This is a genomic window from Mangrovicella endophytica (assembly GCF_002893625.1).
Lineage (GTDB): Bacteria > Pseudomonadota > Alphaproteobacteria > Rhizobiales > Rhizobiaceae > Mangrovicella > Mangrovicella endophytica.
In genome coordinates, this window is record NZ_PKMZ01000001.1 from 565137 (window position 1) to 577908 (window position 12772).

The following is a 12772-nucleotide window of genomic DNA, read 5'->3' on the forward strand; positions in this document are numbered from 1 at the left end:
AAGACCGCTTCGCCCGCCGTCGGTACTTACTTGGCGTCGGCCGGCGTCAGCAGCTTGCCTTCGACGGGGATCACCGCAGCGGAGGGCTGCTGGTCGGCGACGAGGAGGTTGAACATCATGACGCTGGCGTCCAGCGCCTGCTGGCGCGGCGCCTGGTCGAGCAGGCCGACCATCTCGCCACTCTTCAGGTAGCCCATGTTCTCCGGCGTGTGGTCGAAGCCGACGACACCGACTTTGCCGGTGAGGCCGAGATCCTTCACCGCCTTGGCCGCCCCGAACGGGCCGCCGGCCGTGACATAGACCATGGAGAGGTCAGGATTGGCGGTCTGCATGTCCTGAACGATGGAGTAGGCGCTCTCGGCCTTGTCCTTGTTCTCGAAAGGCCCGAGGATCTTGATGTCCGGCGCATTGGCCTTGATGAAGTCGAGCGCGCCGTTCATGCGCTCGTTGTGCTGGGTCGCGCCGAAATAGCCGGTGATGACGCCGAGCGTGCCCTTGCCGCCCATCTTGTCGACGAGGAAGCGGCCGATCTGCTCGCCAGCGGCGCGCGCATTCTGGCCGATGAAGGTGACACGCTTCGACGGCGCGGCGCCCTCGGCGACGATGCTGATCACCGGGACGCCGGAATCGACGGCTTCGTTGATGATGCGGGCCGTGCCGTCGAAGATCGGCACCACGACGATGCCGTCATATTGCTTGGCGAGAGCGCCTTCGATGCCGGAGACGACAGCCTCCGCCGAGAGCTCGTTGCCGAGATCGACGAAGTCGACAGTGCCGCCGAGCGGCTTCAGATAGTCATTGGCGGCCTTGGCGCCTTCGGTCACCGGCATCCAGAACGGGTTGTTCTGGAAGGACAGAAAGGCAATGCGCACCTCCTTCTTGTCCGGATTGGCGACGGCGGCGACCGTTCCGCCCTCCGGCGCGGCCGTCTGGGCGTGGGCCGGCTTCAAGCCCGCCGGCAAGGCGGCGGCGAGTCCGAGAGCGGCGAGACCGGCGAGAACGCGGCGGCGGTTGGCTGCAAGGATGCGGATCATGCGTTCAGTCCTCCCATGGAAGCGGCTCTAATCGTCCGCCGATTTGTCGCGCCGGATGCTGTCGAGGCCGACGGCGAGGATGATCACCACGCCCTTGGTGACGACCTGCCAGTAGGCGGAGATGCCGAGCAGCACGAAGGCGTTGTTGAGAAGCGCCATCAGCACCGCGCCGAGGATGACGCCGGGAATCGAGCCGCGGCCGCCGGACAGGCTGGTGCCGCCGAGGATCACTGCGGCAATGACGTCGAGCTCGTAGCCCAGGCCGAGATTGGGATCGGCGCTGGCGAGGTTGCCGGCAAGGATGATGCCGCCGAAGCCAGCGAGCATGCCCGAGATGGCGAAGACCCGGAGACGCACCCAGTCGAGCGGAATGCCGGCGAGACGCGAGGCCTTCGGGTTGTCGCCGATGGCGAAGACCTCGCGGCCGAAGCGGGTGGAGCCGGCGATGACGACGAAGACGGCGGCCAGAACCAGCATGATGATGAGCGACACTGGAATGCCGCCGAGCCGTCCGGCGCCAAGGAACTCCGCTGGTCCCGCCAAGGGCACCGGCAGGCCGCCGGTCAGGAGGAGGGCGATGCCGCGCGCGATGGACAGCGTGCCAAGCGTCGCGATGAAGGGATTGATGCGCAGCTTGGTGTAGAGGAGGCCGTTGAAGAGGCCGCAGGCGAGGCCGACGATCGCAGCCACCGGCAGCGACAAGCCGTCGATGCCGGTCTCGCGGGCGACGATGGCACCGGCGACGGCCGAAAGGCCGATGACGGAGCCGACCGAAAGGTCGATGCCGCGGGCGATGATGACGAGCGCCTGGCCGAGCGCCACCATGCCGACCACCGAGGCCTGCCGGCCCACATTCAGAAGGTTGCGGGGTGCCAGGAAGTAGTCGCTGGCAAAGGAGAGATAGACCGCAACGGCAACGAGCATCAGCGCCACCGACGCCTCGCGCACGTCCAGAAAGCGGAGGTGAGCCCTACGCATGCCGCTTGGCTCCGTCCTGTCTGCCACTCATCCGCCCGGAGGATGCCTCGACCATGGCGCGCCTCAGCCCATCCACCAGCCGCCGTCGACATTCAGCATCTGGCCGGTGATGAAGCCGGCCTCGTCGGAGGCGAAGAAGAGCAGGGCGGCGGCGATATCCTGCGGCGTGCCGCGGCGCTTCACAGCCTGACGGTCGAGCACGTAGCGCTGGTAGCCTTCCGGATCAGGATGGATCTTCTCGGCATCGGTCGGGAAGGCGCCGGGCGCCAGCGCATTGACCGTGATGCCGTGCTCGCCGAACTCCCGCGCCCAGGCGCGCGTCAGGCCAAGCAGGGCGCCTTTCGATTGGACGTAAGGTGCCAGGAGCGCCCAGCCGCCGGACAGGGTGACGCTGGCAATATTGAGGATGCGGCCCCAGCCTTGCCCGCGCATATGCGGCAGGGCGGCCTGAACGCAGACGATGCCGGCATCGACGTTGATGCGCTGCACCCGCTGCATCTCCTCGATCGTATAGTCCTCGAAGGGCTTCGACGGGTAGATCGCCGCATTGTTGATGACGACATCGAAGCCGCCGGCTTCGGTCGAGAGCCGCGCCAGCCGAGTCTGCAGCGTCGCGAGATCGGAGAGGTCGAGCGAGGCAAGCACCAGGCGGTCCAACGCGCCGGCCGCGTGAGCGGCCGCGTCCAGCGCGCCGAGCTTGTTCGGATCATTGTCGATGGCAACGACGCGCGCACCCGCCGCAAGAAAGGCGAGGGTGGTCGGCAGGCCGAGGCCGCCGGCAGCGCCGGTATAGAGGACGCAGCGGCCGTCCAGCCGTCCGCGCGGCGTCATGGTGCCGGCCGCGCTCATGCTGCGCCCCAGAGCGGGCGGTGGTTGTTGCTCGGCATCGGGAAGTCCTCGTCGGGCTGCACCGCCGCCTGCCGGATGCGGGCCTCGCAGGAGCCGATCTCGGCTTGCCCATCGAGCACGCGGAACAGCGTCTCGTACTGCCGCTCCTCGCCATGGCCGAGCACGATCAGCTCGCCGCGCTCGCGCGCCGCCAGATTGCCGAGGACGTGGTTGGTGGACGGCTCGATGCCGAGCGCGTACTGGCCGGACTGGAGGTTCTGCCACTCGTACAGGCAGGGGAACTGGTCCTTGCGCGTGACCACCTCGAAGCCGAGGCCGGCCGCATCGTTGACGAGCGCGACCGAGCACGTCCCGTCGGCCGACGGCGCCAGTTCATGCTGCCAGACCTGCTCGTGAAAACCCTGCTGTGGTGCCGGCATGTGGCGGTAGCCGACGCCTTGGCGCCGGTAGCCGTCGCCGGCATGCGCCGCCCAGACGACGTCGCTGATCGGAGCGAGATAGCGCGAGCCTTCCGCCAGCACGGGATGGCCGACATTGATGTGGTAGCAGTACATGTGCGGCGTCTCGTAGAAGCCGTGGTTCACGACGCGGTCGAAGAGCCGGATCTCGTTGGTGCCGACACGCGCCTCGATGCGTCGGATCAGGTGGAGGTCCTCGCCGAAAACGGCGGACTGCTGGACGAGACCCTCAGCCCAGAGGATGCACTCGTCGCCGTCCCAGCGCTCGCCATAGCCGGTGAGCCGGGCTGGAATGGCGCTGACGCGCCCGTGCAGCGAATGGCTGACGGTGCGGCGCGGGCCGTAGACATAGGAGTCCGCCGGCACCTCGTTCATGAAAAGCGTATGGTCGAGGCCGCAGGTGACGAGGAGGCCGGAGAAGGAGCGAAGCCAGCCAAGGCCGCCTTCGCCCTCATAGTCGTGGAGCCCCGGGTGGCGGAAACCAGCCGGCGAATGCCAGCCGATCGCCTGTCCTTTGTATTCGCAGTCGGCGATGTCCAACGCTCGGTCGACGAGGACGGTGAAGCGCAGTCCGGTTCCGGTGCGGAACTCCAGCATGCGGATGCCGCGCTCCAGCCCGTCGCCGAGCGTCATCAGACGCACCCCCGCGAACTGTGAGAGCGACCCCGCAAGAGCCGAGACGTCGCGGCGCGAGAGCTCGCACCCGTTGAGCTTCACCATGTCATGCCATCTCCGAGGAGGACTGCCCGCGTCAGACGCCGAGCGCCCGCAGCTTGCCGTCGAGGAAGCGCTTGGCGCGCGGCACGTCATCCTCCGACAGATGCTCGATGATCATCGGGATGTTCGGGTGCTTCTCGGACAGCCGCTTCAGGTAGAGGTCGTAGTTGAGGGAGCCGAGGCCCGGGGCCGGCAGCTCGATCTCGCCGACCCCGCGGAAGGTGTGGCTCTCCAGCGCCTCCTCGTCGCCGATGTCGGCATGCTTCTCGGACTTGTCCTCGCCCGAGCGCTTGACGTCCTTGGCGTGGCCGATGCGGATCTTGTCGGACAGCGTGTCGAAGACCTGGTTCAGGATCTTGTCCATCTGATCGATATTGTGGGTCTCGAAGTAGTTGGTCGGGTCCATCAGCAGGCCGAGGCCCGGATGGTCGACCGCGGCGAACATGCGCACTGTCTCCTCGACCGAGCCGACGACGTTGTTGACGTAGGTCTCCAGCAGGAACACCGCGCCATGGTCGTAGGCGGTCTGGGCGAGATCGCGGATGACCGCGGCGCAGGTCTCGAAGCCTTCCTCGGTCTTGTTCTTCGGATCGTGCACCCAGTCGGACTCGGTGTTGTAGGTGCCGGTCTCCGAGATGACGTACGGGGTCCCGAGGCTCCGCGCGTTGCGGATGATCTCCTTGAGGTAGCCGACACGCTTTTCGCGCTCGCCGAGGTCCGGATGGATGATGTTGGTGTAGCCGGAGATGCAGGAGATCGGCAGGTCGTGATCGCGGAAGGTCTCGCGGATGCGCGTGCACTTCTCCTTGGTGATCTGCCCGGCGGAGAGGTCCATGTCCTTGAAGTGCAGGTCGAGCTGCACCGTGTTGAAGCCCAGGGCGCGGATCTTCTCCGCCGTCTCCTTGAGGGCGTAGGGGAAGTAGCCGCTGAAGATTCCGGTCTGCATCATGTTGGTCGTCCCTCCCAGAACGTGTGGTTCAGATGGCGATTTCGGACAGGGGAATGGCGCGCTTTTCTCCGATCGAGCGGTAACCCGCCTCCACCAGCGCCATTGTCTTGACGTTGTCGGCGACCGACAGCGCCGGCGGCTCGCCGGAGGCGAGGGCATATTGCAACTGCTCCATCACGCCGACAAAGGCATGCGGGAACCAGTGCGTCTCCCAGGTCGGCGTGACCCACTGGCCGTTCGTCGTGCGCTTCGAGGCGTAGGTGAGCGTGGAGGGCTGCCCGTTCGGCCAGCCGATCGTGCCCTGCGCGACGCCCTCGGTGCCTTCGACGCGCCACTTGATGTAGATGTCGGACTCGAAGCCCTCCTCGCGCGGGCCGGACCAGACGTCCTCCATCGACAGCGCAATGACGCCCGTCGGAAAGCGCAGCGTCGAGATGACGATGCCGTCCTGGTGGTCGAACGTCGTGCGCGGATCCTGACGCGCGGCGGTGAAGATGTCGTCGGGATCCCCGAACAGGAAGCGCAGGACGTCGAGATGGTGGACGCTCATATTGGACAGCGTCAGCCGGTCGTAGTCCTCCAGGAAGCCCTGCCAGTGCGGGATGGCACGCATCTCGATCGTGGCGATGACGGGAGCGCCGAGCTCGCCGCGGTCGAGGATCTCCTTCAGGACGCGCATCGACTGGTCGTAGCGCATGTTCTGGTTGACGGAGAGAATCTTGCCGGCGGCCGCCGCCTCGTCGCGCAGTGCCTTGGCTTCGGCAAGCGAGAGCGCCAGCGGCTTCTGGGCGAGAATGGCGCGGATATGCGGCTGGCGCAGCGCGTGGCGGATCAGCGCCGGCTGCTGGTCCGGCGGGTAGGCGAGGTCGACGATCGCGATCGAACCATCCTCGATCAATGCTTCCGGTGTCTCGTGCACCACCGGGATGGACCAGCGCTCCGCCACCGCCGCAGCATTCGCCTTCGTGCGCGAAGCAATGGCGCCGACGGTGAAGCCGGCGAGCTGATAAGCGGCGAGATGGCACTCGGCCATGATCATCCCGGCGCCGACGCATCCGATCGTGAAGCTACGCTCGCGCACGGTGACATCGGGCGAAAAGCCCTTCGCATCGGCCATGGCCGAATCTCCTCCCTGCTCCGCGGCGCCTCCCAGCACCCTCAGCGGATTGATGTGAAATGATGCGATGATGATCATCAAGTCAAGACGGAACTTCACGGCGCAATAGCCGGTAGAATAGGGGGAGCAAGGGATGCCGAAAGGCAACGTTGCGGGCTGCGTAGATGAGCTGTGGAGCCGACAGCTGTTGAGACGACAGCCAAAACTGCCTCTTGCGTGATGTAAAATGATGGGTTCTGATGTGATGGCGCGATGGCTTACGCCAGCGGCTTCGCCTTCACGGATGCCCGGGGAAGCGCTAGGCAACCCCCATCTCTTTCGCTCAGGCGTCAGCTCGGTCCCTATGTCCACCATCCTGCGACGCATGCCCGCAACACTGTCCGAGATCGCCCGCGAGGCCGGCGTCTCGGCGGCGACGGTCGACCGCGTCCTCAACGAGAGGCAGGGGGTCAAGGCACGCACGCGCGACCATGTTCTCGGCGTGGCGCGCCGGCTCGGCTATGTCTCGGACACCGAAGGGGGCGAGGCCGGTGGTGGGCGCCCGGCTGCCAAGTCCGTGCGCCTCGACATCGTGCTGCCGAGCGGCACCAACACCTTCATCGCCAATCTCGCGAACTCGATCACGCAGCTCGCGGCGGAGCGTCCCGAGGCGGATCTCCGGCTGCACCTGATGGAAGGCTTCGACCCGCTGGCGCTGGCAAGCCATCTGGAGAGTCTTGCTGCCGACAGCCGCGGCGTCGGTCTCGTCGGTCTCGACCATCCGGCGGTGCGCGAGGCCGTGCGTGCGCTCGAAGCGGCCGGCGTGCCGGTGGTGACCCTCGTCTCCGACATCAGCCACGCGCCGCGCGCTGGCTATGTCGGCATCGACAATCGCGCGGCGGGTCGTCTCGCCGGCTATCTCCTCGGCCGCCTGCATGGCCGTCGCCCGGCCAAGGTCGCGCTCTTCGCCGGCTCCTTTGCCTATCGAGGCCATGAGGAGCGGGAGATGGGGTTCCGGCATATCCTCGCGGAGGAGTTTCCGGAGTTCGAGATCGTCGCCCATACCGAAAGCCGCGACGACTGGGAGCGCACCTATACGGAGGCGACACGCATCCTCAGCGAGACGCCGGACTTGGCCGGTATCTACAATATCGGTGCCGGCAATCGCGGAATCGCCCGGGCGCTGGAGGAGGCGGGTCGCGCCCGCTCCGTCCTCTTCGTCGGCCACGAGGTGACGGAGTTCTCGCGCCGCTTCCTGCTCTCGGGAACGATGGATGTGGCCATCGACCAGAATCCCCGCGTCGAGGCGCGCGAGGCGATCGACCGGTTGCTGGGGGCCGCAAAGGGTCAGCGGCAGTTCACCAGCTTCCTGGTGCGCATGCAGGCGGTGTTCAAGGAGAACATCCCGGAGTGGTGAGCCGCACGACCTGATCGCTGGCCAAGCTACGGCCTGGCTGCTGCCCAGAGCATGGGCAGATGCGGGGCCTCGCCTTGATCCACCTGATCAATAATGCGTCGCCGCTACGGCGCCGGCCGGCTGCGCGGCGGTGTCTGGGCCTCACCGGATCAAGCCTCGTCGACTGGCATGCGGCTTGCTGCGATCCTCACCAGGCGATGGTGAGCCTTGGATCCAACTCCAAAGGACGACGCAGACGCATGGACATCGGTGTCTTCATTCCGATCGGCAACAATGGCTGGCTCCTGTCGGAGAACGCTCCGCAGTACAAGCCGACCTTCGAGCTGAATAAGGAGATCACGCTCAAGGCCGAGAAATACGGCCTCGACTTCGTGCTTTCGATGATCAAGCTGCGCGGTTTCGGCGGCAAGACCGAGTTCTGGGACCACAACCTCGAATCCTTCACGCTGATGGCCGGGCTCGCAGCCGTGACGACGCGCATCAAGCTGTTCGCGACATCAGCGACGCTGGTCGTGCCGCCGGCAATCGCCGCGCGCATGGCGTCAACGATCGATTCCATCTCCAACGGACGCTTCGGCCTCAACCTCGTCACCGGCTGGCAGCGGCCGGAGTACTCGCAGATGGGCCTCTGGCCGGGCGACGAGTATTTCGGCCGCCGCTACGACTATCTCGCGGAATACGCGACCGTGCTGCGCGAGCTCTGGGAGACCGGCCACAGCGACTTCAAGGGCGAGTTCTTCCAGATGGAGGACTGCCGCCTGTCGCCGCGCCCGCGAGCCGACATGAAGATCATCTGCGCCGGCTCGTCGAATGCCGGCATGGCCTTCTCGGCCAAATTCGCCGACTACAACTTCTGCTTTGGCGTCGGCGTCAACACGCCGACCGCCTTCGCGCCGACCGCCGAGCGGCTGCAGGCGGCCACCGCCGCGACGGGCCGCGACGTCTCATCCTTCGTTCTCTTCATGGTCATCGCCGACGAAACAGATGAGGCGGCGCGGGCCAAGTGGGAGCACTACAAGGCCGGCGCCGACGAGGAGGCGATCGCCTGGCTCGGAGCACAGGGCGCCGCCGACACCAAGTCGGGCAGCGACACCAATGTCCGCCAGATGGTCGATCCCGTCTCGGCCGTGAACATCAACATGGGGACGCTGGTCGGCTCCTACGAGACGGTCGCACGCCTGCTCGACGAGGTGGAGACGGTACCAGGCACCGGCGGGGTGCTTCTGACCTTTGACGACTTCGTCGCGGGTGTCGAAGCGTTCGGCACGCGCATCCAGCCGCTGATGGCGAGCCGCCGGCACGTCGCACCGCTCCTCGAGGCTGCCGAATAATGACGCCCGTGGAGGCCGCACCCGCCGCGCGCGGGAACCTGCGCGGCAGCGTCACGCTGCCGGCGCGGCCGGAGCCAATCCGGCTGAAACCGAGCGAGACGGCCGTTGTCGTCGTCGACATGCAGAATGCCTATTCGACGGAAGGCGGCTATGTCGATCTCGCCGGCTTCGACATTTCCGGCGCGCGCGGTACCATCGCGGCCATCGGCAAGACGCTGGACGCGGCACGCGCCAACGGCGTGCTCGTCGTCTATTTCCAGAACGGCTGGGACAGCGACTATGTGGAGGCGGGCGGTCCCGGCTCGCCCAACTGGCACAAGTCCAACGCGCTGAAAACCATGCGACGTCGCCCCGAACTGCAGGGGCAGCTCCTCGCCAAAGGCGGCTGGGACTATGCCATCGTTGACGAGCTGACGCCGCAGCCGGGCGATATCGTCGTGCCGAAGAGCCGCTACAGCGGCTTCTTCAACTCCTCGATGGACAGCGTCCTCAGGGCGCGGGGCATCCGCAACCTCGTCTTCGTCGGCATTGCCACCAATGTCTGCGTCGAGAGCTCGCTCCGCGACGCGTTTCACCTCGAATATTTCGGCATCATGCTGGAGGACGCGACCCATCACCTCGGGCCGGACTTCATCCAGAAGGCGAGCGTCTACAACATTGAGACCTTCTTCGGCTGGGTGTCGACGGTGAACGACTTCTGCGGGGCCATCGGCCAGGCCGCACCTGCAAAGGATGGTGGCGCCGCCGCCGCCGAATAGATCAACCTCTCGAGGATTTCCGGATGCCGAAGACGACCATCGTCCCCGCGGGAACGCAGAAGCCCATCGCGCCCTTTTCGCCGGGAACGCTCGCCGACGGCATCGTCTATGTCTCGGGTACGCTGCCCTTCGATCGCAACAACGATGTCGTCCATGTCGGCGATGCGGGGGCCCAGACGCGTCACGTGCTGGAGCTGATCAAATCGGTGATCGAGACGGCCGGCGGGACGATGGAAGATGTCACGATGAACCACATCTTCATCACGGACTGGACGAATTACGGCGCCGTGAACGCCGTCTATGCCGAATACTTTCCGGGCGACAAGCCGGCGCGCTACTGCGTCCTCTGCGGCCTCGTGAAGCCCGACGCGCTGGTGGAGATCGCGACCGTCGCCCACATCGGCAAAGCCTGAGTCGCCGCTTGCATTACGAGGTCCACGGCCGCAGCGATGCGGCGGCACCGACACTGCTCCTCTCCTCGGGCCTCGGCGGCTCGGCATCCTACTGGGCGCCGCAGATCGAAGCGCTGCAGCCTTTCTGCCGCATCGTCGCCTATGATCATCGCGGCACCGGACGCAGCGGCGGCAAGGTGCCCGCCGACGGCGGCATCGCGGCCATGGCCAACGACGTCCTGGAGATCGTGGAAACGCTGAAGCTCGAGCGTTTCCACTTCGCCGGCCACGCGCTCGGCGGGCTGATCGGCCTGCAACTGGCGCTGCAGCGTCCCGATCTGGTCCAGAGCCTCGTCCTGATCAATGCCTGGGCGAGGGCAGATCCGCATTCCGGCCGCTGCTTCGATATCCGGATCGAGCTTCTGGAAAAGGCGGGCGTCGCCGCCTTCGTGAAGGCGCAGCCGCTGTTCCTCTACCCCGCCGTCTGGATGGCGGAGCACGCCGAGCGGCTGACGGTGGAGGAGGCGCACGCGATCCGTCACTTCCAGGGCCGCGAGACGATCCTGCGGCGCATCGCCGCGCTGCGCAGCTTCGATGTCGAGGATCGCATCGGCAACGTCATGGCGCCGGCCCTGGTGATCGCCGCCCGTGACGATCTGCTGGTGCCCTATACGCGCTCGCTCCGTCTTGCCGAGGCGCTGCCGCATTCCGAGCTGCTGCTGCTCGACCACGGTGCGCATGCCGTCAACGTGACCGAACCGGCGAGCGTCAACGCAGCGATGCTCCATTTCCTGCAGGGGCAGGGCGGCTAGCCGCGCCAACCTTCCGCAGTCGCAGCGATCGAACCGCCGCATACACGAGGTTATTGTCTATACTATATCCCGCGCGGTACGAGTTGGGGTACCGCAGAGGAGGCAGCGACCGGCGTGGCGATCGAGATCCTTCATCCTTCCGACTATCGGCGCATGCCTTGGGCGAACGGGCAAGGCACTACCACCGAACTGCTGCGGCGCGAGACCGCGGATGGGCAACTTCTGCTGCGGCTCTCCATCGCCGACGTCATCGCGCCCGGGCCGTTTTCACGTCTGCCCGGCATCGATCGCCAGCTGACCCTGATCGAAGGTGAGGGATTCGACCTCCTAGTCGACGGGGTGGTGGTTCCGGTGCGGCCCTTCGAGAGCGTCTCCTTCTCCGGTGATGTCGCGGTGGAGGCGATCGACCTGCGCGGCGCCTCCAGAGACTTCAACGTCATGACTCGACGGGGCGCGGCAAGCTCGGTGGTGGCCGTCCACCTCGGCGGGACGACGCTGCAGACAGCTGACATCAGCTGCGCCTATGCCGTGGCCGGAGCCTTTGCCGCAGGCGAGAGGACGCTGGAATCCGGCGGCATGGTGATGATCGAGGGACAGCCGGGCAAAGCCTTGAAGGTGACCGGCAAGGGCGTCTTGATCACCATCGACGTAACGATGCAGGCCGCCCCCCTGAGCTGACTTGACGGCTGCGCCGTCTTCAAGCTCCGAGCCATGCGACGGTGGACGGCTCGAGAGCCCGTCGGGTCGAATCCCACAGCAGCTTGGCGTCGTCTTTTTGCGCTGCAGCGCGGACGCTTCGCGCCGCCGCGAGCAATTCTGATTTACGTACCTCAGAGACTGCGCTACCACTCCGAACCGGGAGGAGATCGGGGTGAGACCAACCGTTCACGACGTGGCGGAGGCTGCGGGCGTCAGCCTTGCGACGGTTGATCGCGTGCTGAACCGCCGGGCCGGCGTTCGCAGCGAGACGATCGAGCGCGTCGAGACGGCGATCGCACGGCTCGGCTATGTCCGCGACGTTGCCGCTGCCAATCTCGCCAAGAGCCGCGTCTACCGCTTCGCCTTCATCGTCCCTGAAGGGCCGAACAGCTTCATGCGTGGGCTGGAGCGCGAGATCGAGCTGTCAGGCCTGCGCTCGCGGCTGGAGCGCACCGATATCCGCATCATCAAGGTTCCGCCCTTCGACGGCGCTGCCCTTGCCGCCGCGCTGAATGGTCTGGAAACGGCCGATCTGTCGGGCGTCGCGCTGGTGGCCGCAGGATCGCCCGCCGTCATCGCCGCGCTGGAGCGGCTGCATCGTCGGGGTGTCGAGATCGTCACCCTGGTATCGGACATCGAGGTGGTCTCGCGCAGCCATTATGTCGGCATCGACAATGTCGCCGCAGGCCGCACCGCGGCCGGACTGCTCGGCCGCTTCGTCGGTGGGCGTGCCGGCACGATCGCGCTCGTCGTCGGCTCGATGGCCGTGCGCGACCATGTGGAGCGCTGCGACGGCTTTCGTGCCGTCATCGCCGCCGAATATCCGGGGCTGGACGTGCTGCCGCCGTTGGAGGGGCGCGACGACGCCCGCACGGCCGGGCGCCTCCTGCGCGATACGTTGGCCGCGCGAGACGACATCGTCGGCCTCTATAGTGTGGGTGCCGGCAATCGCGGCGTCATCGAAGCGCTCCGCGACCGTTCGGCGTCGTTGCCTCACATCGCTGTGGTCGCCCATGAACTGACCGATCATGCCCGCCAGGCGCTCGCCGACGGCACCTTCGACGCAGTGATCAACCAGGATGCCGGGCACGAAGTGCGCAGCGCCATCCGGGTTCTGAAGGCCAAGGTCGACGGCCTGCCCGTCATCGACGCGCAGGAGACGATCCGGATCGAGATCTACCTTCGGGACAACGTCCCATGAGCGTCAATGGCGTGGCCAATCGTGCCGCGCCATCAATGCCGACTGCCGCCCCGGCGGGTGGTGATCGGCTCCCATGCAATC

13 protein-coding genes are annotated in these 12772 nt (G+C 66.4%); 7 read left to right on the forward strand and 6 right to left on the reverse strand.

All coding sequences use genetic code 11. The features are described from left to right. Positions 1-26: 26 nt before the first annotated feature. The 6 genes from C0R46_RS02640 to C0R46_RS02665 form a co-directional block, all read right to left on the reverse strand. Complete coding sequence (locus tag C0R46_RS02640; protein ID WP_102958018.1) at positions 27-1034, reverse strand: sugar ABC transporter substrate-binding protein; 1008 nt, start codon at positions 1032-1034, stop codon at positions 27-29. A 27-nt stretch (positions 1035-1061) separates the two neighbouring features. Then, a complete protein-coding gene (locus C0R46_RS02645; RefSeq protein WP_102958019.1) occupies positions 1062-2012 on the reverse strand; it encodes an ABC transporter permease in 951 nt (316 codons plus the stop codon). Between the two features lie 63 nt (positions 2013-2075). Further along, the gene (locus C0R46_RS02650; RefSeq protein ID WP_245413386.1) at positions 2076-2861 is read right to left on the reverse strand and encodes an SDR family NAD(P)-dependent oxidoreductase; all 786 of its coding nucleotides are present in this window, start codon (positions 2859-2861) and stop codon (positions 2076-2078) included. Beyond that, a complete protein-coding gene (locus C0R46_RS02655) occupies positions 2858-4039 on the reverse strand; it encodes an aldose 1-epimerase family protein (RefSeq protein ID WP_102958020.1) in 1182 nt (393 codons plus the stop codon). Before C0R46_RS02655 ends, C0R46_RS02650 begins: the two co-directional genes overlap by 4 nt. Before the next feature lie 31 nt (positions 4040-4070). Then, positions 4071-4985 (reverse strand): sugar phosphate isomerase/epimerase family protein, encoded by a 915-nt coding sequence (locus tag C0R46_RS02660; protein WP_102958021.1) that lies wholly within the window; start codon positions 4983-4985, stop codon positions 4071-4073. Positions 4986-5013: 28 nt separating this feature from the next. Next, positions 5014-6102 carry a Gfo/Idh/MocA family protein gene (locus C0R46_RS02665; protein ID WP_102958022.1) on the reverse strand — a complete coding sequence of 363 codons (1089 nt, stop codon included), beginning with the start codon at positions 6100-6102 and terminating at the stop codon, positions 5014-5016. A 364-nt stretch (positions 6103-6466) separates the two neighbouring features. Here C0R46_RS02665 and C0R46_RS02670 point away from each other — a divergent pair, with 364 nt between their 5' ends. From C0R46_RS02670 to C0R46_RS02700, 7 genes are all read left to right on the forward strand, one after another. Continuing rightward, on the forward strand, positions 6467-7498 hold the full coding sequence (locus C0R46_RS02670; RefSeq protein ID WP_102958575.1) for a LacI family DNA-binding transcriptional regulator: 1032 nt from the start codon (positions 6467-6469) through the stop codon (positions 7496-7498). Between the two features lie 239 nt (positions 7499-7737). Further along, positions 7738-8829 carry a pyrimidine utilization protein A gene (rutA, locus tag C0R46_RS02675; RefSeq protein ID WP_102958023.1) on the forward strand — a complete coding sequence of 364 codons (1092 nt, stop codon included), beginning with the start codon at positions 7738-7740 and terminating at the stop codon, positions 8827-8829. Then, the gene (gene rutB / locus C0R46_RS02680; protein WP_102958024.1) at positions 8829-9587 is read left to right on the forward strand and encodes a pyrimidine utilization protein B; all 759 of its coding nucleotides are present in this window, start codon (positions 8829-8831) and stop codon (positions 9585-9587) included. Before rutA ends, rutB begins: the two co-directional genes overlap by 1 nt. 23 nt (positions 9588-9610) lie before the next feature. Next, positions 9611-10000 carry a pyrimidine utilization protein C gene (gene rutC, locus C0R46_RS02685; protein ID WP_102958025.1) on the forward strand — a complete coding sequence of 130 codons (390 nt, stop codon included), beginning with the start codon at positions 9611-9613 and terminating at the stop codon, positions 9998-10000. A gap of 8 nt (positions 10001-10008) precedes the next feature. Beyond that, entirely contained in the window at positions 10009-10791 is a 783-nt protein-coding gene (gene rutD, locus C0R46_RS02690) for a pyrimidine utilization protein D (RefSeq protein WP_102958026.1), read from the forward strand. 114 nt (positions 10792-10905) lie between these two features. After that, positions 10906-11469: a HutD/Ves family protein gene (locus tag C0R46_RS02695; RefSeq protein WP_102958027.1), complete on the forward strand. Its 564-nt coding sequence runs from the start codon at positions 10906-10908 to the stop codon at positions 11467-11469. Positions 11470-11662: 193 nt separating this feature from the next. Next, entirely contained in the window at positions 11663-12691 is a 1029-nt protein-coding gene (locus tag C0R46_RS02700) for a LacI family DNA-binding transcriptional regulator (protein ID WP_102958028.1), read from the forward strand. Positions 12692-12772: the final 81 nt, after the last annotated feature.